This is a genomic window from Vreelandella zhuhanensis, from assembly GCF_009793355.1.
GTDB lineage: Bacteria > Pseudomonadota > Gammaproteobacteria > Pseudomonadales > Halomonadaceae > Vreelandella > Vreelandella zhuhanensis.
The window spans coordinates 21,347-41,683 of sequence record NZ_WTKP01000002.1; the positions used below are offsets into that span (position 1 = coordinate 21,347).

The following is a 20,337-nucleotide window of genomic DNA, read 5'->3' on the forward strand; positions in this document are numbered from 1 at the left end:
CGGCAACCCGATCGGCAGATCACACCAATACCAGCACCAATAATGCAGAGGTACTGGAAGCCATATGACTCACCTGTTCTTCCAGATAGAGCTGGAACTTTTCCATCGAGACCATCCTTGTTCAGACCGTCCTTGTTCAAACCAAAAGCGACTCACGACGCCCGCCATAGGCGTCACACCAGTCCCTGTATTTTTTCGCGGGCAACGCCTTTGAGTAAAGAAAGCCCTGGGCCTGGTCACAGCCCAACTCTCGCAGTGCACGATGCTGCGCCAACGTCTCGACACCTTCTGCGGTGACCTCCAACTCTAGCGCATGGCCGACGTTGATCAGACAAGCGACAAGCTTGCGTGAGCGTTCACTTACCGCCAGATCATCTATGAAAGCTTTATCGATCTTGAGACCGGTTATGGGAAGGTACTGCAGATATTCGAAAGAGGAAAATCCGGTACCGAAATCATCAATGCTAACCCTAAAGCCAAAGCGTCGCAGTCGCTCCAACGCACGCTTGGTGGCCACCATATCGAGCATTAACGCACTTTCGGTAATTTCAATTTCCAGGCGTGAAGGTGCCAGGTCCAACTGCTTGACCAACGCTTCCAGTTCGTCGAGCAAGTCATCATCGAGCAAATTTCGCACCGAGAAATTGATGCTGATCACGCCCTCATTCTCAAGAGCGAATTGACACGCCTCACCGATCACAAAATGCGTGACCGGTGAGATCAGCGTAGTATTTTCCACCTTGGGCATGAACATTGCCGGTGCGAGAAATTCGCCGCTCTTATTGCGCCAGCGAATCAGCCCCTCATTGCCACACACATGACCATCGGCAAGGCGTACTTTGGGCTGAAAATGCAGCTCGAATTGCTTGAGCTCAAGGCCGGTGCGTACCTGTGAGATCAATGCAATGGTTTCCATGCTGCGCTGCGTTAAGGACGAGTCGTAATGGCAATGCGAACGCTGCTTTTCGGTCGCCGAAAACAAGGCGATGCGTGCCTGGCGAAGTAACTCACCGGGGTCCGAAAGGCTATCCTGTGGCGAAAGACTGCTCCCCATAACAAGTTGCACGCGTACCGGCACCCCGCGCACGATGATGTTTTCTTCACCAAGATCGATCAAGCGTTGAGCCATTCGCTCGATGCAAGCGCGATCGACGCCGCTCACCACCACGGCAAGCTCCGCACCGCTGAAACGGTAGATACCCACACTCTGAGAGCCGAATTGATCGAAACGTCGACCTATTTCGGCCACCAGCTCGTCAGAGGCATCCATACCCATTGCTTCGAGAACGTCGGTTATATCAACCAGCCGCACCAGCACTAAACCCACCTGCGCCTTGAGGGATGCCGTCTTCAATGCATGGCTGAGGTGCTTCTGGAGCGCGACTCGGTTAGGTAGACCCGACCCAGGGTCGGTACGCATCAATGTCTCTCGAGAAGCATAGGTGTGGCGCAACCTGCTGAAAAGAAAACCTGAAAACCCTCCGATCAAAAGATACATGGTTAAGCGTACCAACCAGCTGGCGGTATTTTGCGAAACGTTGCCGCTCACATCGAGCGGCATGATTGCCATCGACCACCCTGCCGCCAAGGCTACCAGGAGCGCGCCGTACATCCCATACCACGAAGCCCCCAGCAGCACCGGCAAGAGCATCAGATAAGAATAGGCGTAGCGTGTGCCACCCGTTGCATAAACAATCAGAGTGCCCAATGCTAGAAGAATCATCAGCACAACAATCCGCAAGGCCGTCCGGCAGAATTCCGGCCAATCCTGCCAGTGAAAAACATCGGTTAACGGATGGCTTGAAGCCTTGGGGAAGCTAACCATTTCACAACTCCTTTTGGTGTCACTTCGGCCAATGGAAAGGCAAGCAAGGCATAGTTTTTCGTTTAACCCTTACAGCCTAGTAAACTAAATCATATTTATCCTTGGGGAGGAAACTCCATGAGCGACGAGACCTACACGCCACTCCGCGTCTGGAAATGGGAACCGGGCAACGGCGGTAAATTTGCCAATATCAACCGCCCCGAAGCCGGAGTCACCCATGAAAAATCGCTCCCCCTAGGCAAACATCCGCTTCAACTTTATTCCCTGGCCACACCCAACGGGGTCAAGGTCACCATTTTGCTGGAGGAACTGCTGGCACTGGGTTTCGAAGGAGCCGAATACGATGCTCATCTCATCCAGATTACCGAAGGGGACCAGTTCAGCAGTGGCTTCGTGGAGGTCAACCCCAACTCCAAGATTCCCGCTCTGCTGGACCAGAGCATGACCCCGCCCCAGCGGGTATTCGAGTCCGGCGCCATTCTGCTTTATCTGGCGGAAAAGTTTGGCGCCTTCCTGCCCAAGGATATCGCCAAGCGCACCGAATGCCTCTCCTGGCTGTTCTGGCAAATGGGCAGCGCCCCGATGCTGGGCGGCGGTTTCGGTCATTTCTACGCCTATGCGCCGGAGAAATACCAGTATCCGATCGACCGCTACACCATGGAGGTGAAGCGTCAGCTCGACGTCCTGGATCGACAATTAGCCGATCAGCGGTTTATTGCGGGCGCGGACTATACGATCGCCGATATGGCGATTTGGCCCTGGTACGGCGCTCTAGTGACCAACCAGGTATACGAAGCCGCTGAATTTCTCGACGCCCATACCTACAAGAACGTGCTGCGCTGGACCGAGGAAATTGCCCAGCGCCCGGCGGTACAACGTGGCCGCATGGTCAACCGTACCTGGGGCGAACCCCATGAACAGCTGCATGAGCGCCACGCCGCCAGCGACTTCGAGCATAAGACCCAAGATAAGCTGCAGGAAAAAGTTAATGGATAGCATGCAAAACGGCCCGTCAGGGCCGTTTTTAGCTTTGTTGAATAAAAAACGGCAATGGGGTTATTCCCACTGCCGTTGATCGAGTTGTTTCTCAAGCTCAGAAGTTGGGCTTGCGCTTCTCAACAAAGGCGCCCATGCCTTCGCTTTGCTCTTCACCGGCAAAGCACAGCGCGAACAGGCTGGTCTCAAGTGCCAAGGCACTGCTGAGATCCTGGTCCATACCATCGTGAACGGCTTGCTTGGCGTTACGTACCGCCTGGGGGCCGTTGCCGGAAAGCTGTTTGGTCAACTCATCGGCATAGGCATCAAGCTCCGCCTGAGGCATCACCCGGTTGACCAGACCGATACGCAGGGCTTCCTCGGCATTGATCTTGCGGCCAGTGGTGACCAGGTCAATCGCCATGGCCGGGCCGACACGCCGCGGTAAGCGCTGGGTGCCGCCGAAACCGGGAATCACACCCAGCAAGACTTCCGGCTGGCCGAATACCGCGTTATCGCTGGCTACCGCCCAGTCGCAGGCCAACGCCAGTTCGCAGCCGCCGCCAAGGCAAAACCCGTTCACCAAGGCGACCACCGGCACCGGTAGCTCTTCCAGACGCTTGATGGTACGCAGGGCTTGAGAGGCGAACGCTCGTGCTTGCTCTGGGGTCTTGTCGCGCATTTCGGTGATATCGGCACCGGCAACAAAAGATTTCTCACCGGCACCGGTAATCAGCACGGCGCGCAGATCAGGGTGCGCTTCCAGCTCGACCAGATGCGCTTCCAGGGCGCTCAATACGTCGCTGTTGAGCGCATTCAGGGCCTTGGGGCGAGTGATGGTCAGGCGGACGACACCATCGTTATCGACTTTTTCGATCACAGCTTCGCTCATACAGGGGCTCCTTGCGTTGTTATTAAAAACACTGTTATTAAGAATGGCTACTAAAAAAGGTTCACCCACCAACCCTAGCGAACGCTTGGTTGGTAGGCAATCACTTCTTTGGTCGTCTCCCTTCAGGGCTTAGTCGTAACGGTGGAAGCCCCGGCCGGTTTTACGTCCCAGATAGCCCGCGTCCACCATGCGCTTGAGCAGTGGGCAAGGCCGATATTTAGGATCGCCGAAACCATCCTGCAATACATTCATGATCGCCAGGCAGACATCCAGACCAATCAAATCCGCTAACGCCAAGGGCCCCATGGGGTGAGCGGCGCCCAGCTTCATGGCGGCATCCACCGCCTCCGGCGTCGCGGCACCCTCTTGCACCAGGAAAGCGGCTTCGTTGATCATCGGCACCAGCAGGCGGTTGACCGCAAAGCCGGGAGAATCGCCCACCGGTACCGCGGTCTTGCCCAATGCCTCGGCCAGGCGTTCGATACGCTCCACCGTGGCGTCACTGGTCTGTTCGGCGCGAATCACTTCCACCAGCTTGAGTACCGGTACCGGGTTGAAGAAGTGCATGCCCACCACGCGTTCAGGGCGTTCGCACACCGCCGCCAGCCGCGTCAGCGAAAGCGATGAGGTGTTGGAGGCGAGAATCGCGTCGCTGCTCAGGTGGCTCAAGTCGCGGAACAGTTTTTCCTTCAAGGCGGGCTGTTCGGGCGCGGCTTCGATAATCACCTCGCAGTCGCTCAATGCATCCAGCGCGGTGGAGGTGGAAAGACGCGCCAGGGCGGCATTCTTGTCGGCCTCGCTGAGTTTGTCCTTGGCCACCAGCTTGCTCAAGCCTTTTTCAATGTTGCTGTGGGCTCGGCCCAGCTGTTCATCGGCCACATCGTAAAGCTGGGCATCGAAGCCACTTGAGATCAAGACTTGGGCAATCCCTTGGCCCATGGTGCCGGCGCCGACGACGCCAATCGCTTTATCACTCATCTTGCTCTCCCTGGATTACTGACTGCGCGCTTCTTCACGCAACACGAATTTCTGAATCTTGCCGGTGGAGGTCTTGGGCAAGTCGGTGAAAATGACGTTTTTCGGCACCTTGAAGCGCGCCAGACGCTCGCGGCAATGCTCGATGATATCGTCCTCGGTGACCTCGCCATATCCCACCTTGAGCTTGACGAAGGCACAAGGCGTCTCGCCCCATTTTTCATCCGGCTTGGCCACCACAGCGGCTTCTTCCACCGCCGGGTGATCATAGATGGCGTTTTCCACTTCGATGGTGGAGATATTCTCCCCACCGGAAATGATGATGTCCTTGGAGCGGTCCTTGATCTCGATGTAGCCGTCGGCGTGCCAGACGGCCAAGTCGCCGGTGTGATACCAGCCGCCTTCCAGTGCCTGCTCGGTGGCGGCGGGATTTTTCAGGTAACCCTTCATCACGTTGTTGCCGCGCATCAGGATTTCGCCGATGGTCTCGCCGTCCTTGGGCACCGGCTCCAGCGTATTGGGGTCGGCGACGCACAACGCTTCGAGCATGTGGTAGCGCACGCCCTGGCGGGCCTTGATCCTGGCACGCTCTTCCAGCGGCAATTCATTCCAGGCCTCGCGCCAGGCACAGACGGTCACCGGCCCGTACACTTCGGTCAAGCCGTAGACATGGGTGACTTCGATGCCGAGCTTTTCCACCCCGGCAATCACCGAGGCGGGCGGTGCGGCACCGGCCGTGGTGACTTTTACCGGATGGTCGAATTCATGTTTGTCTTCCGCCGGCAGATTGACCATGCCGTTGAGAATGATCGGGGCGCCGCTGAAATGGGTGACGTTTTCCGACGCGATCAGTTGCATGATCTTTTTCGGATCGACCTTGCGCAAGCAAATGCTGGTCCCGGCATTGGCGGCAATCGTCCAGGGGAAACACCAGCCGTTGCAGTGGAACATCGGCAACGTCCAGAGGTAGTTCGGATGGTGAGGCATGGCCCATTCCATGATATTGCTCACCGCGTTGAGATAAGCGCCGCGGTGGTGATACACCACGCCTTTAGGCTTGCCGGTGGTGCCGGAGGTATAGTTGAGCGAGATGGCGCTCCACTCGTCTTTCGGCAACTGATAGGCGTAGTCCGGGTCGCCCTCCTCAAGCAGCGCTTCGTATTCGATTTCACCGATGCCCTGGATTTCACCCAGAAATTCCACATCCGCGACATCGATCAGTAGCGGTTTGTGCGTAAGCTTTGACACCGCTTCCTTGATGGTATCGGCGAATTCCGGGTCGACCAGAACCGCCTTGGCCTCGCCATGCGCCAGCATGTAGCTGATCGCATCGGCATCCAGGCGGATATTCAAGGTATTAAGCACGCAACCGGCCAGCGGCACCCCGAAATGCGCTTCAAACATGGCAGGGATATTGGGCAGCATCACCGCCACGGTCTGGCCCGGCTGGATGCCGCGCTTTTCCAGTGCCGACGCCAGACGGCGGCAGCGCTCCCAGGTGGTGGCCCAGTCGCGGCGAATACTGCCGTGTACCACCGCCGGGTAATCCGGATAAATAGACGCCGTGCGCTCGATAAAGGTCAGCGGTGAAAGCGCCACGAAATTGGCCGTCGTCTTGGGCAGGCCTTGCTCGAAGATGTTCTGGGACATGAGGGCTAAGCTCCAGGTGTGAAGTGTTATGTCTGACGGTGCGGATAAGTCGGAAGATAGTGATCCGCCGATGACCGAAAAAGCCACCGGCGACATGAAATCCGTCAGACACTTACATCGAAGGCGCTCAGGCTCTGCATGCCCGCCTCGATCACCGCCCGCTGAGCACGGCCCACCGGCAACCACTGTTTGATAGCGTAGTCGGCGCTGAGCGTCTTGCTGCGATAGAAAGGATCATTGCTGCCGTTGTCCAACGCGGCCTGGGCCTTGAGTGCGGACTGACCCATCTGCCAGGCACACAGCACATGGCCGGCCAGGTTGAGAAACGGCGTTGCATACGCCTGGACGGCATCGGGGCCGTTATCCGGGTCTTTGCCTTGACCCAGCACGATGGCCATGGCGGCGCGCAGGTCATCGGCGCCCGCCGCCAAGCTCTGACCCAGGCCGGAAAGTGCTGCATTTTCGTCCAGCTCCCGGGCCGTGGTTTCCACGTCATCCAGCAGTCCCGAAAGCGCCGCGCCATCGTCACGTTGCAGCTTGCGCCCGGCCAGATCGAGTGCCTGAATACCGTTGGTGCCTTCGTAAATGGGCGCGATACGCGCATCGCGCAGCAGCTGAGCGGCTCCGGTTTCTTCCACGTAACCCATACCGCCATGCACCTGAATGCCCAGAGAGGCGATTTCCACAGCTTGATCGGTGGAGAAGCTCTTGACCACCGGGATCAGTACATCGGCTCGCGCCTGAGCGGTCTGGCGCTCGCCTTCATCGGCGCTGCGACGCGCGGTATCCAGCTCGGCGGCGCAGTACAGTGCCAGGGCACGCAGGGCGTCGGTGCGCGAGCGCATGGAAAGCAACATGCGGCGTACATCCAGGTGATCGCTGATGGTGCAGTCCTTGCCACCTCGGGATTTGGGCGTCTTGCCTTGCACGCGATCCTGGGCGTAGGCGAAGGCATGCTGGCAGGCGCGTTCGGCCACACCGATACCTTGAATGCCTACCTTATGACGCGCTTCGTTCATCATGGTGAACATATGGTTGAGCCCGCGACCTTCCTGCCCTACCAGATAGCCAATGGCGCCGTCTTTCTCGCCGAAACTCAGCGTGCAGGTGGGCGAGCCGTGAATGCCCAATTTATGCTCGATGGAGGCGCACACCACGTCGTTGCGCTCGCCCAGGGAGCCATCCGCGTTGACCAGAAACTTGGGAACCAGAAACAGCGAAATGCCCTTGTTGCCCTGCGGCGCATCGGGCTTGCGTGCCAGTACCAGATGGATGATGTTTTCGGCGCAGTCGTGCTCACCCCAGGTAATGTAGATTTTCTGACCGAAAACGCGATAGTGATCGCCTTCGGCCTCTTCACAAGGGATGGCGCGGGTACGCACCTGGGAAAGATCCGACCCCGCCTGGGATTCGGTGAGATTCATGGTGCCGGTCCAGGCACCTTCCACCAACTTGGATAGGTAAACGGACTTGAGTTCGTCGCTACCATGATGGGAAAGCGCCTCGATGGCACCCGCGGTGAGCATCGGGCACAGGCCGAGGGCCATGTTGGCGCCGTGAAGCATTTCTTGAACCGAACTTGCCACGACTTCTGGCAGGCCCTGCCCGCCCAGTTCCTCGGAGACCCCGATGCCGTTCCAGCCGCCTTCCGCGTACGCTTGATAAGCGTCCTTGAAACCCTTCGGCGTCATGACATCGCCGTTTTCCTGACGCTGACAGCCCTGATGGTCACCGCTGGCATTGAGCGGTCCCCAGACATCCCCGGCAAGCTTGGCAGCTTCCTCAAGTACCGCCTCGACCAAATCAGGGCTGGTTTCTTCGAAGCCCGGCAACGCCAGTGAGCGATGCTCGAGCAGCTCTTCGAGCACAAAGCGCAGGTCACGCACTGGCGCGGCATAATAATTCATGAAAAGACCTCGGATGGTGAAATTAGTGATTCTTCTACCCGGGATAGTAGATTCACTACTTTTCACACACCATTAGCCTAACGTCTTGGTTGCACCTCAGGACCCGTTTCAGAACCCGTGTTCGTGTTGGCGTCAGTTTCATTCTCGTCAGTTTCGTTCACGTCAAAGTACTGAACGTGTTCCTCATCGCGTGTCGGAGGGCCGGCCAAGGGTTCGGCCACTTCCACGTCCGCCACCGCATGGGAAAGATCTTCCATATGCTCGTGCTCCGTGGCGCCCTTGATCAGTTCCTCGGTCACCACCAGTTCCGCCCCGGCGGCGGACATCGGTGTGGTCGCGGTAAAGGGCGCCACGGGTATCGGGGCCGGACGTACACTGCGCCGCCAACTGAAGAAGGCAAGAAAGATAGCGCTCAAGCCCCCCAAGGCCCAGAACAAGCCAGCATCGCCCAAGGCAGTCATCAAGGGAGAAATCATCAAGGGGCTTATCGTGGAACCCAGGGCGTTGATCAACAGCAAGCCTTGGCTCATGCGCACCAGCGCCCCCGCCGGCGCCCGGTCGGCGGCGTGGCTGACCGCCACCGGATAAAGCGCAAATACCCCGCCGCCCAGCAAGAACAGCAAGCCTATCAACAAGGGCGTATTCATTGGCAGAACCAGCATGGCGACGGAAATCAGCACGCAAAAGATACTGATACCAATCAGTACCATCTGGCGATCATGACGATCCGACCAACGCCCGATGGGGTATTGCAATAGCATGGCGCCGAGAATCACCACCGCCATCATTTGCCCCACCTGGCTCACTCCCAGGCCGATACGCTGCAAGTAAAGCGGCAGCAATGAATAGGCTGCCGCCACCAGCATGCCCGAGCCGAAACTGCCCACCACACCGGTGGGGGTGAGCGTAATCAGGCGATGCGGAGGCAGCGGCTCGGCATGTTCGATCAACGGCGATACACGCGGAATCATCGCCATCGGCAATACCGAAAGCGAGGCCAGCAAGCCGATCACCATGAACGGTGCCGTGACACCCATGGCATCGGTCACGCCCAGCAGCAGCTGGCCGAGCACACCGGCGGCGTAAAGCGAGATCATATACAGCGCCAGCAGGCGACCGCGCACCTTCTGCTCTCCCGCGGTCAGAAGCCAGCTTTCGATGACCAGATAGACACCCACCGTGGCCCAGCCACCGATCAGGCGCAACACGAACCAGGCCCAGGGCTCGAAAAACAGGCCTTGAAGCAAGACGGTGACCGCCACCAGCGAGGCGAAGCTGCCATAGGCACGAATGTGACCGATACGCAGCAGCAGACGGTCGTTGACCATGGCCCCCAGCGCAAGACCGATAAAATAGGCCGAGGAGACCACACCGATCATCGTCGCTGACTCTCCCGCCGCGTCCATCCGCAACGTGATCAGGGTGGCCAGAAAGCCATTGCCGATACCCAGAATGAACAGCCCCAACAGGGGCGCCAGGGCCATGGCCAGTAGTTGCCGCGACATGAATAACCTCACCATCTTGAAACGGAATGTACCCACTCATCACCGGACATGGTGTGTCGCGAGCTGTGTTGCGGCGCGCAATTATTGCTTCAACGCCTATAAAGTCAATGATTTTTCCGGCGGTTATCCAGTGTTGGCATAATTAACGGTTTTGCATGCTGAAAGCTTTTGCATGATCACCACATCCGCATGCGGAAAGACCGCTACCAAGCCGTGCTGTTGCGCCCACCAGCGAAAGGTCTCTTCACTGAAAAAACACACATGCGTGGGGTCGAGAATGTAATGCCAACGGGCAAAGGCCTCCGGTCCCTGGACGCGCTTGGTCATTATTGCCAAAAAGCCACCTGGCTTGATCAAGGCTAGCAGCCGTGCAAGCTCGTCGCCTGGAGCGAACAGGTGTTCGACGACTTCGGTGGCGGTGATGAAATCGTAGTCACGCTCGAACACGCTTGTATTCGGCGCGTAGAAGGGGTCATAAAGCGTCATCGGATGGCCGACTTCCTCGAACATCACCGAGAGCGTTGGCCCCGGGCCTGCGCCAAAATCCAGCCCACAAGCGCCCGGTGCCAGGCGCTTTTGCAACGGATCGAACAAGCGGCCTAGAAAGCGTCGATAGCCCGGATCATCCGGAGAATTTTCGTGCTGATCGTAGACGGCTTTTTCCTGAGCGGGGTCAAGGCGCTGGGAAGGGGGAACAAATACCAACTCACACGTGGCACACTGGTGGTAATCGCGGCGTTTATCATGGTGATAAGCCACCGGATTGTCATTGGCACATAGCGGACAGGACAACATCGTCGTATTCTCTTTGGCTCACGATTATCTGTTAAGGAAGTAGGAATGCTCTCAGGTCTGGATCATCTTGTCGTTACTGTTACCGACATGGGACGCGCGGTGGACTTCTATTCCCGCGTATTGGGACTGGAAGTGCGCTATCGCGATACCCAGCGGGTCGACCTCTTGCTCGGCGATACCGCCCTGCGCTTGCACCAGACGGATACCGACATTGCTCCGATATCCGCCACCCCGACCCCCGGCAGTCTTGATCTATGCCTGCGCTGCCAGCTGCCTCTGGAAGAGTTTCAACAACACCTGGAAGCATTGAATATCGAGATTGAGCTCGGTCCGGTAGCCCGCCAAGGCGCGACAGGCCCGATCGAATCGATCTATCTGCGCGACCCGGACGGCAATCTCCTGGAAATCTGCCGCCCTGCACGTTGATGCCAAGCCAGGCCACTCGCGTTATCATGGCCGCTCTTTCAACAATTTTTTCAGCAGCACTTTTTCAACAACTCTTTTTCAACAACTGTTTCAGCCGCTACTCTCAGTCATTTTATCAGCCATTCTTTGCCACCGGGCTCGATTGCAGCGGCTCAACTCGTCTGTGACCAGGATTGTGTATGAATGACGATGCAACGCCGGACAACCTCGGCAATACCAATGATCATGCTATTGCCGAGCAGCGGCGTTCCCCCGACACCACCATTGCGATCGTGGGCTACGCCCTGCAGCTTGCCGGCATTGCCACCGGCGGGCTGACATCACTTCTCGGTGTGGTGATTGCCTATGTTTACCGCGGCGGCGGGCCCAGCTGGCTCGATGACCACTACCGTTACCAGATTCGAACGTTCTGGCTGTCGTTGCTCTATTTCTCGGTTTCTGCCTTATTGACCTTGATACTGATTGGCTTCGTCACCTGGTTGATTGCCGTGGTATGGCTGGTGATACGTTGTGTCAAGGGAATCAAGGGGCTGCAACGACAGCAAGCACCCGCTAATGTGACCACCTGGTGGCTGTAGCGCCTATGGCAGACCATGACCCGACGCCTGAAACGACTGCTGCCGTGCCGCTTTTTACGCGGGCGGGGGCCATTGCCTGGCTATGGCACCGGTTATCCGGCTGGCCGCTTCGACGCATCTGGCGCCTGGCCAAGATTCTCGGTCCCCTGGCTTATCGTTTCAGCAAACGTGAACGCAATATCACCCAGCGCAACCTGAGGGTGGTCTATCCCCAACTGGATAAAAGCGCCTGTCGCCGATTGGCATGCCAAAGCCTGGTACATTCCGCCGCGACCATGCTTGAGCTGGGCCATGCCTGGATGGCCGACCCCGCACGGGTGGAAGCCAGTATTATCGCGGTTCACGGAAGCGACAAGCTCGATCGAGCGCGTGCCGAGGGGCGCGGGGTGATTGTGCTGGCGCCGCATTTCGGCAATTGGGAGGTGCTCAATTTCTGGCTTTCCAGTCACTTCCCGTTTACCGCCATGTACGAACCGCCCAAGATTCATCAGCTTGATCCGGTCATTCGTCATGGCCGGGAGCGCATGGGGGCAAAGTTGGTACCCACCAACCCGCGTGGCGTAGCCGCCTTGCTCAAGGCGCTCAAACGCTGCGAAGCGATCGGCATTCTACCCGACCAGGAGCCCGACTGGGGCAGTGGCGTGTTCGCTCCCTTTTTCGGCCGCGATGCCTATACCGCCACCCTGCTACCCAAACTGGTGGCGCGCACCCAGGCGCGTGTCGTCGTGGGGGTGGCCAAGCGTGTGCCGGGGCAGGGCTTCGAGATTCACTTCATCGATGCCGATTCAGGTGTCTACGCCGAAGATGAGCTGGAATCCGCCACCGGCGTCAACGCCAGCGTGGAAGCCGCCATTGCCTTGGATGCCGCTCAGTATCAGTGGGAATACAAACGCTACCGTAAAGTGGCCGAAGAACAGCAAGGCCATCCTGATTACCGTTCTTTCCGGCTCTACTGAGCCGGTATCACCAACGAGAGAACCATGTCTCAAACGTACATTTCCCGCGATGAAACCCGCACACCACAGATTATCTATGGGCTTTACCTGGCCGGCATTTTCACCGCCAACCTCACTCTGTTCATCGGCGTGATCATTGCCTACGTCTATCGCAAGGATGCCGCCCCCTGGTTGCAGACGCACTATCGCTACCAGATCCGCACCTTCTGGATCGGCATGCTGTACTCCAGCATCGCCTTCGTGCTGAGTATCATCTATATAGGCGTGCTGCTTTGGCCGTTACTCGCCATCTGGCTAGCGGTACGTTGCATACTCGGCTGGCTGGCCATCCGCAAACAGCAACCGCCCGCCCGCCCGGATAGCTGGCTCTGGTAACAGGCACCTGACGATTCCTTTATTTATCGTTCAGGCGGGTGTAGGCATCATCCAGGCGCTGAATATCGTCTTCTCCCAGGTAGGCGCCTGACTGTACTTCGATCAGCTCCAGCGGAATCTTGCCCGGATTTTCCAGTCGATGTACTTCGCCGATGGGAATATAGGTGGACTGATTTTCGCTGACCAGAAAGGTCGTTTCACCTAATGTGACCTTGGCGGTACCGCTGACGACCACCCAATGCTCGGCACGATGATGATGACGCTGCAACGATAGCCGCCCACCAGGTGCTACGCTGATATGCTTGACCTGATAGCGCTGCCCACGGTCCACTGCGGTGAAACTGCCCCAAGGGCGATGCACCTGTGCCGAACGACTGGCTTCTTCTCGCCCGGCTTGTTCCAGCCCGGTCATTAATGTCTTGATTTGTTGACCTTGATCACGCCTGGCCACCAGAACACAATCCGATGTTTCGATGATAACCAGATCATCCAGCCCCAGAGTGGCCACCAAGCGATGTTCGGCCCGCACCAGAAGATTGCGGCTATCGACCGTCCAGACGTTCCCTTCGGTAGCATTGCCTAGGTCATTCTTGTCGCTGACTTCCCACAACGCCGTAAAACTTCCGATATCACTCCAACCAGCATCAAGCGGCACCACCGCGGCACCTTTTACGCCTTCTGTACCTTCAATCGAAGCCAGCGGTTCCATGACGGCATAGTCGATGGAATCAGAAGGGTTTTGACAAAACGTCTGGCTATCTAAACGCAAAAAATCCAGGTCTTCCTCGGCCAATGCCACGGCCTGTTCACAGGCCCGATGCATGCCCGGTTGAAGACGCTGTAAGGCATTGAGATAGATCGAGGCACGAACCATGTAGATACCGCCATTCCACAAATAGCCCCCTTCTTTCAGATAGGTCTCGGCGCGGCTGAGGTCGGGTTTTTCCACAAAGCGTTCAAGCTCGAACCCCTCTCCCACTACCGCACCACACTTGAGATAGCCGTAGCCGGTTTCGGCTCGCTCAGGCACCACGCCAAACGTCACCAGATAACCAGCTTCGGCCAGCGGCTGCGCGGCTTTCAGGCTGGCATGAAATGCCGCCGTATCGCGAATCTGATGGTCGGCGGGCAACACCAGCAACAAGGGGTCATCACCGCCCTGCAACGCAAACCAAGCGGCACAGCCAATTGCCGGAGCGGTATTGCGCCCTTCCGGTTCGAGCATGATCCGTGCGGCATGCCCGGTTTCGCGTAACTGTTCGGCCAGCAGGAAACGATGCGCCTGATTACCGATGACAATAGTAGGCAGCGTATTCAGGCCGTCCAGGCGCACCAGAGTTAACTGCAACAAGCTGGATTCACCGGTCAAGCGCAGAAATTGTTTGGGGTAGTCACGGCGTGATAACGGCCATAGCCGCGTGCCACTGCCGCCGCTGAGAATCACAGGCTGAATCATTGGGCTGCTCCTGCGGAGATGGCTGGTTGTGCCTGTTTGCCGAACGCTTGCTGTAACCAGTGTCGCAGGCGATGCATGCCAGGGGCATCGTCTGTGGCTTCCGGCACCGAGCCCGGTACGAAGCCGTGTGCCAGAAAAGGGGCAAGCAGTGCGGTGTCCCCGCTGATGATATGTACCGGCACATCATTGGTGGAGTTTTCGCCGGTTATCAAGGGAGCCGCCTGATGATCGCCGATCAGAATGATCAGGCTGTCCTTGTTCGCTGCGCGTTCGGCCCAGCGTGCCGCGGCCTTGAGCGAGTAATCCACCGACCAGGCGTAATGATCGCGGATACGCTCGATCTCCTGCCACAACACTTCCGGTGGATCGCCAGCATTTTCCCAAGGGGCGAAGACCGCGCCATCACCGATCATTTCCCAGTCGTCCAGTACCGGGAGAATCGGTGTCCAAGGCGCATGGCTACTGATCAGGGCAATTTGCGCAAACACCGGCCCAGGCTCACGCAGATGGCGTTGAAAGTAATCCAAAGTAAATTGATCGGGCATGGTGACCCAGTTCAGCGGCGGCCCGGCGTAGTCGATGTCGGAGGCGGCATGAATCTCATCGAAACCGTAGGCTTCGCCTTCCGGCCAAGCCATGGTGATGGCCGGCATGACACTGAGGGTCCGCTGGCCGGTAGCGCGAAAATCGTCCACCAAGGTGCTTTGGCCACTTTCCAGCATCAGCCGGTACCAGAGTTGATTGTCGATCCATAGCCCACTGAGCGTAGTGGCGTGGGAGAGCCAGGACTGGCCGCCGCGCACCGGCGCTTCGAGCACGCCAGAGACCAGATGCAATCCAGCGGCTTCCAGCCGCTCACGCATCTCGTGCAAGGTGGGCAAGACCGCGTCTCGATAGCGCGGGTCCTGTATCGCCGTCACCCCATAGGATTCGATAAACACCAGCAATACATCACGTTGCTCAAGCCCGGGCAAAGGTTGCGCCATGATCGGCGTTTTTGCCAGGCGTTGACGAAACACCTGCCGAGCATGATGCGTCGTCATCACTTGTTCGATTTGAAAGCCGGTGGTGTCAAGCAAGGGCGTTCGCCCAACGGCAAGCGGTCGCTGTCCCGCCAGTTCCAATATGCTCATCAAACCGCCCAAGGCGACGAATACCAGGGCCAACTGCCCCGACCTGGCGCTTAACGAGTAGGGAGGAGTGAAAGAGAGCCCGCGCCACAGCATCCAGGCTGCGGCGCCTATCAGACCTGCGCCGATGACCATCACCAGGGTTGCCGCGAAGCTACCCAGGTTGCCTTCCAGAAGGTGATACACCGAACGCAGCAGCGGAACGTCCAGATACAGATTCAATGAGCGACCGAATACCTGTTGAGTGGCGGCCTCTCCCAGCCCAATCAATACCGTCAACATTACCCAGACAAGCAATGCAAGACGTAACCAACGGCCGCCACCACGATGGGGCAGCAGCATGCAAAGCCCCGCCACACTCAAGGCTTCCCAAGCCAATAGCCGGGGAAACAGCTCACCGAAACGCCACCATAGCGGCGCTAATAGCATCGCATTGAGCGCCATCGTGCTCAGCAGCAATCTTTTCATGAGGTTCGTTGGTTCATGGCTATCCTCAAGGTAGGCTTTTTTCTGGCAAGCTAGACAAAAATGAACTTTACTGTTCAAGCGTACAATTATTGTTGCACTTATTCACGCCTTGCGGCCGGGTTATTTTCATTATCTTCAAGGATGCGAGTCCATGCCCTTCTTGCGGCTGCCAAGCCTTTTGCTGACAAGCCCGTTACTGAAAAGTCCGATGCTGAAAAATGCGTCAAGCATGACCCTGCTATACATCCTGTTGTCAGGTGTGGTGAATGCCGAAACCAAGGCGTATTTTTCCCAACTCACCGAACGTGCGCAACGCTTGGCTGAAGTCTCTTATCAGGCATCAAGTGCCAAATTGCCTGCCGCGCTTCAGAAGCTGGATTATGATAGTTACCGCCAGATTCGCTTCGACCCGGCACAGGCGATATGGAAAGACGAGAGTCTGTTCTCGGTACAGTTGTTTCACAGTGGCTTTCTGTTTCAGACACCGGTGAAGCTGTTTCTCATCGAGGAAGGCCAAATCACACCGCTGGAGTTCTCCAGCGACTTCTATCGCTACGATGATGACGCTGCCGGGCTGCTCGAGGAAGACTTGAGCGGTGCCGGCCATGCCGGGTTTCGTCTGCATTTCCCCCTCAATAATGCTGACTACGCCGACGAATTCATGGTGTTTCTGGGCGCCAGCTACTTTCGTCTGGTGGGACGCAACCAAGCCTATGGACTTTCCGGCCGTGGCCTGGCAATCGATACCGCCTCCCCCGGCGGCGAGGAGTTTCCCGAGTTTCGTGAATTCTGGCTGGTCAAACCCCAGGCCGAGGACACCCACATGACGGTATTGGCCCTGCTGGATGGCCCCTCGCTTAGCGGCGCCTATCGTTTCGATATCCAACCCGGCCACCAGAGCCGTGTGGACGTCGAGGCCCGCCTGTTCGCTCGCCGGGATATTGACAAGCTGGGTGTCGCTCCGCTTACCAGCATGTTTACCCATGGTGACACCAGTGTCGCGCCGCCGGATGATTTTCGGCCTCGGGTGCATGATTCCGAGGGGTTTCTGACTCAAACCGGGCACGGCGAATGGATCTGGCATCCATTGCACAATCCACGCAGGCCACGCATTTCCGCCTTTCAGGATGCCTCGCCCGGGGGCTTCGGGCTGGTACAGCGCAAGCGGCGTTTCAGTCATTATCTGGATAAAGAAGCGCATTATCATCGTCGCCCCAGCCAATGGATCGAGCCATTGGAGTCATGGGGGGAAGGTCACGTCGAATTGGTCGAACTGCCCACCCCGGATGAAACCCATGACAATATCGTTGCCTACTGGGTACCTGCCGAAGCCATGCAGGCGGGCAATAGCCGCCATTACCGGTACATGACACATACCTTCGATGCGGACCTTGCCCGACATGCATTGGCCAAGGTCGTGCGTACGCGTCAAGGCTCGGCAGGCATTCCCGGAAGCCAAGAAGCCAACCCCGTTACCCAACGCCGCTTCATCATCGATTTTCAGGGTGACCAGCTTTCCGGTTTATCGGCCGGGCAACCCGTACAAGCGAGGCTGGAGGCCGGGCAAAGCCAAATCTCCGACCTTCAGGTTCACCGCCTGCCCAACGGCGATTGGCGAGCCAGCTTTCGTGTCGACAGTTCTCACGAGCCCGCCGACATACGCCTATGGCTGGCGCTGCACGGGCGCCCATTGAGTGAAACCTGGCACTTTACCTGGTACCCGGAGGAGCTTGACGCACTCGGCATAAAGCGAGGTAGCGATGTCTCCGACTGAGCGCGCAGCTACCGCCATTGCCTGGCAAGGCACACGCCGCCTTGTTTTCGCCATCCTCACATTAGGCAGCAGCACGCTCGGCAGCCTGATGATGTGGCAGCTGATGCAACAGGTCGGGCTGACACCCCTGAAAGTAGGCGCCTGGTTGCTGTTCACACTTACCTTCAACTGGTTGACGGTGGCATTCTGGAGCTCCCTCATCGGGTTTGTGCTGATGCTGGCCAGGCGCGACCCGATAACGCTTTTGCCCACGTCATGCCGAGGTGAGGCGGATTCCACGCGGCTATCTAGCCGCACCGCCCTGATCATGCCGATTTACAACGAGCCACCGGAACAGACGCTTGCCGGTCTTGAAGCGAGTTGCCTGTCGTTGCTGGAAGAGGCCAACGGGCCGGTCGATGCGCATATCGAGGCGTTTGTGTTGAGCGACACCCAAGATCCGAAAATTGCTGCCCGGGAGCAAGCCCTGGTCGCCGGATTGCAGCAACGCCTGGCCGGAAAGCTTAGGGTGCACTATCGCCGCAGAGAGGAAAATAAAGGGAAAAAAGCCGGTAACCTGATGGATTTTTGTGAACGCTGGGGGCGCCGTTACAGCTATTTTGTGGTGTTGGATGCCGATAGCCTGATGGGCGGACGCACTCTGTTAGGCATGATTGGCGCAATGCAGCGCCAGCCGGATGTGGGCCTGATTCAAAGCGTACCGATTCCCATCGGCCAGCGCAGCATGTTCGGCCGCATGGTTCAGTTCGCCGCCACCCTTTATAGCCCGATGTTGGCGGTGGGGCAGAGTTTCTGGCAAGGCGATGCCGCCAATTTCTGGGGCCATAACGCCATCATTCGCACCCATGCCTTCATGGCCCACTGCGGCATGCCTACCCTCAGCGGCCCGCCCCCCTGGGGCGGCTATCTGCTCAGCCATGATTTTGTGGAAGCTGCCCTATTGAGGCGCGGCGGCTGGAAGGTGTTGCTCGATACCCACTGGGGCGAAAGTTTCGAAGGACTGCCCGGCAATCTGCTCGACTACGCCAATCGTGACCGGCGTTGGTTACAAGGCAATCTGCAACATTTGCGCCTGCTGGGTGGTTCAGGCCTGCACCCATTGAACCGTCTGCATTTTCTGCTGGGGGCTTTCAGTTATATGGCATCCCTCCTGTGGCTGCTGATCGTGGCGTTCTATCAAGTGGATATCGTCTTTGCCACGCCCGGCTCTGCAAGCGTTCGAGATGTTCCGCCTCACGCCTGGACTCTGCTGGGCATCACGCTGAGTTTATTATTGATGCCCAAACTGCTCGGTGTGTCGTTGGCATTGATACAACGTCCGCAGGCCTTTGGCGGCCGTGTGCGCCTGGCAGTGAATGCTCTTCTGGAAAGCGCTTTCGCTGTATTGATCGCTCCGCTCATGATGGTGCTCCATAGTTTTTTCCTGCTGGCGATGCTGAGTGGTCAAAGCATCACCTGGCTCCCTCAGCAACGTACCGATCGCGCCGTCACCTGGAGAGAAGCTTGGCGCCATACACGCTGGATCAGCCTGGCAGGTATGCTATGGGCAGTGGCGCTTTATCTTTTGACAGTCAATGCGGCAGTCTGGCTGCTACCCGTCTGGCTGGGGCTGAGTCTGGCCACGCTGGTCGTGCAACTGTCCAGCCGGTCGCTCTCCTGGCCCTTGCTCGGGGTGCCTGTCGAATACGCCGAAGCCAATGTCCTGGGGCATTTTTCCGCCTGCCTGGATCGCGGCATGCCGATAGCCGAGCGGCTCCTAGAACCGCCGCCACACCAGACAAAAGAGATGCCGGTTCAATCATTTCGCCGCTTTTCGAGCCGGGACACTCTGCCGCTCAGGGCCACGCCAAGGAATTCACTGGATGACTGAAAGGGTCGAGACATCGCTTACCCAGCGGCTAAAAGGTGCCGTCGGGCTGGGGCGGTCATTATTCATCTACTGGCGCCCCGGTCGTCAGACAAGCTTGCGGCGGTTGTATCGACCGTTCATTGCGCCGGGCGATATCGCCTTCGACGTGGGCGCCCACCTGGGTGATCGCAGCGCCGCTTTTCGCAGCCTGGGCGCCCGAGTGGTCGCCCTGGAACCACAGCCGGAACTGGCTCGCTGGCTTGCCCGCTTGCTGGGAAGCCGGTCGATCACCTTGCTGGAGATGGCGGCCGGCGCTGAGGCGGGTCATGCCGACATTGCCCTCAGTGCCACCCACCCGACTCTGGCGACACTGGCAAGCGAATGGCGTGAGCAGATCGGCCAATGCAACCCCGATTTTCGTCAGGTTCGTTGGGAGCAGCAACTCAGGGTGCCGGTGACCACCCTAGATGCGCTGATTGGTGAGCACGGCCAACCGGCCTTCATCAAGATCGACGTGGAAGGCTTTGAAGCGGAGGTGCTGAAAGGGCTCAGCCATGCCGTGCCGGCGCTGTCGTTTGAAGTCGTGGCGGGCGCCCTGAGTGTGGGCAATGCCTGTATTTCGCGCCTGGAGCAGTTGGGCGATTATCGCTATAACGCCGTGAGTGGCGAGCAGCGCCGTTTTCTCTGGCCACACTGGCAACCCGCCCACAGGATGGAGCAATGGCTGGAAAGCGGCGCAGACGCCCTGGCCTCGGGCGATATCTACGCCTGTCGTTCGGATCATTGCTTGTTCAATTAGCC

17 protein-coding genes are annotated in these 20,337 nt (G+C 58.0%); 8 read left to right on the top strand and 9 right to left on the bottom strand.

Annotated elements, in window-relative coordinates:
* Nucleotides 1-136: 136 nt before the first annotated feature.
* Complete coding sequence (locus GPM19_RS02425; RefSeq protein ID WP_160417307.1) at nt 137-1,825, bottom strand: putative bifunctional diguanylate cyclase/phosphodiesterase; 1,689 nt, start codon at nt 1,823-1,825, stop codon at nt 137-139.
* 117 nt (nt 1,826-1,942) lie between these two features.
* Here GPM19_RS02425 and yghU point away from each other — a divergent pair, with 117 nt between their 5' ends.
* A complete protein-coding gene (gene yghU, locus GPM19_RS02430; protein WP_160417308.1) occupies nt 1,943-2,821 on the top strand; it encodes a glutathione-dependent disulfide-bond oxidoreductase in 879 nt (292 codons plus the stop codon).
* A gap of 97 nt (nt 2,822-2,918) precedes the next feature.
* Here yghU and GPM19_RS02435 read toward each other — a convergent pair whose 3' ends face one another.
* The 6 genes from GPM19_RS02435 to GPM19_RS02460 all read right to left on the bottom strand — a co-directional run bounded on the left by GPM19_RS02435 (nt 2,919) and on the right by GPM19_RS02460 (nt 10,524).
* Nucleotides 2,919-3,692, bottom strand: coding sequence for an enoyl-CoA hydratase-related protein (locus GPM19_RS02435; protein WP_160417309.1), 774 nt, complete (start codon nt 3,690-3,692; stop codon nt 2,919-2,921).
* 129 nt (nt 3,693-3,821) lie between these two features.
* Complete coding sequence (locus tag GPM19_RS02440) at nt 3,822-4,670, bottom strand: 3-hydroxybutyryl-CoA dehydrogenase (RefSeq protein WP_160417310.1); 849 nt, start codon at nt 4,668-4,670, stop codon at nt 3,822-3,824.
* Between the two features lie 15 nt (nt 4,671-4,685).
* Nucleotides 4,686-6,317 carry an acyl-CoA synthetase gene (locus tag GPM19_RS02445; RefSeq protein ID WP_160417311.1) on the bottom strand — a complete coding sequence of 544 codons (1,632 nt, stop codon included), beginning with the start codon at nt 6,315-6,317 and terminating at the stop codon, nt 4,686-4,688.
* Nucleotides 6,318-6,421: 104 nt separating this feature from the next.
* Nucleotides 6,422-8,224 carry an acyl-CoA dehydrogenase gene (locus GPM19_RS02450; protein ID WP_160417312.1) on the bottom strand — a complete coding sequence of 601 codons (1,803 nt, stop codon included), beginning with the start codon at nt 8,222-8,224 and terminating at the stop codon, nt 6,422-6,424.
* A 77-nt stretch (nt 8,225-8,301) separates the two neighbouring features.
* Nucleotides 8,302-9,729 (bottom strand): MFS transporter, encoded by a 1,428-nt coding sequence (locus GPM19_RS02455; RefSeq protein ID WP_160417313.1) that lies wholly within the window; start codon nt 9,727-9,729, stop codon nt 8,302-8,304.
* Nucleotides 9,730-9,852: 123 nt separating this feature from the next.
* On the bottom strand, nt 9,853-10,524 hold the full coding sequence (locus tag GPM19_RS02460; protein WP_160417314.1) for a class I SAM-dependent methyltransferase: 672 nt from the start codon (nt 10,522-10,524) through the stop codon (nt 9,853-9,855).
* A gap of 45 nt (nt 10,525-10,569) precedes the next feature.
* Here GPM19_RS02460 and GPM19_RS02465 point away from each other — a divergent pair, with 45 nt between their 5' ends.
* The 4 genes from GPM19_RS02465 to GPM19_RS02480 all read left to right on the top strand — a co-directional run bounded on the left by GPM19_RS02465 (nt 10,570) and on the right by GPM19_RS02480 (nt 12,859).
* Complete coding sequence (locus GPM19_RS02465; RefSeq protein ID WP_114485880.1) at nt 10,570-10,950, top strand: VOC family protein; 381 nt, start codon at nt 10,570-10,572, stop codon at nt 10,948-10,950.
* Nucleotides 10,951-11,129: 179 nt separating this feature from the next.
* Entirely contained in the window at nt 11,130-11,528 is a 399-nt protein-coding gene (locus GPM19_RS02470; RefSeq protein WP_202114658.1) for a DUF4870 family protein, read from the top strand.
* 5 nt (nt 11,529-11,533) lie between these two features.
* On the top strand, nt 11,534-12,484 hold the full coding sequence (locus tag GPM19_RS02475; RefSeq protein WP_160417315.1) for a lysophospholipid acyltransferase family protein: 951 nt from the start codon (nt 11,534-11,536) through the stop codon (nt 12,482-12,484).
* A 24-nt stretch (nt 12,485-12,508) separates the two neighbouring features.
* Nucleotides 12,509-12,859, top strand: a complete 351-nt coding sequence (locus tag GPM19_RS02480; protein WP_160417316.1) for a DUF4870 family protein — start codon at nt 12,509-12,511, stop codon at nt 12,857-12,859.
* 19 nt (nt 12,860-12,878) lie between these two features.
* On the opposite strand, the gene GPM19_RS02485 is transcribed toward GPM19_RS02480, so the two are convergent.
* Complete coding sequence (locus GPM19_RS02485; protein WP_160417317.1) at nt 12,879-14,315, bottom strand: mannose-1-phosphate guanylyltransferase/mannose-6-phosphate isomerase; 1,437 nt, start codon at nt 14,313-14,315, stop codon at nt 12,879-12,881.
* The gene (locus tag GPM19_RS02490) at nt 14,312-15,913 is read right to left on the bottom strand and encodes an LTA synthase family protein (RefSeq protein ID WP_160417318.1); all 1,602 of its coding nucleotides are present in this window, start codon (nt 15,911-15,913) and stop codon (nt 14,312-14,314) included. The genes GPM19_RS02485 and GPM19_RS02490 overlap by 4 nt, the downstream gene beginning before the upstream one ends.
* Nucleotides 15,914-16,142: 229 nt before the next feature.
* Between GPM19_RS02490 and GPM19_RS02495 the strand changes: the two genes are divergently transcribed.
* From GPM19_RS02495 to GPM19_RS02505, 3 genes are read left to right on the top strand one after another with little or no spacing between them, the layout of a single operon-like run.
* Entirely contained in the window at nt 16,143-17,687 is a 1,545-nt protein-coding gene (locus GPM19_RS02495; RefSeq protein WP_227842103.1) for an OpgD/OpgG family glucan biosynthesis protein, read from the top strand.
* Nucleotides 17,674-19,557: a glucans biosynthesis glucosyltransferase MdoH gene (gene mdoH / locus GPM19_RS02500; RefSeq protein ID WP_160417319.1), complete on the top strand. Its 1,884-nt coding sequence runs from the start codon at nt 17,674-17,676 to the stop codon at nt 19,555-19,557. Before GPM19_RS02495 ends, mdoH begins: the two co-directional genes overlap by 14 nt.
* Nucleotides 19,550-20,335: an FkbM family methyltransferase gene (locus GPM19_RS02505; RefSeq protein ID WP_160417320.1), complete on the top strand. Its 786-nt coding sequence runs from the start codon at nt 19,550-19,552 to the stop codon at nt 20,333-20,335. The genes mdoH and GPM19_RS02505 overlap by 8 nt, the downstream gene beginning before the upstream one ends.
* Nucleotides 20,336-20,337: the final 2 nt, after the last annotated feature.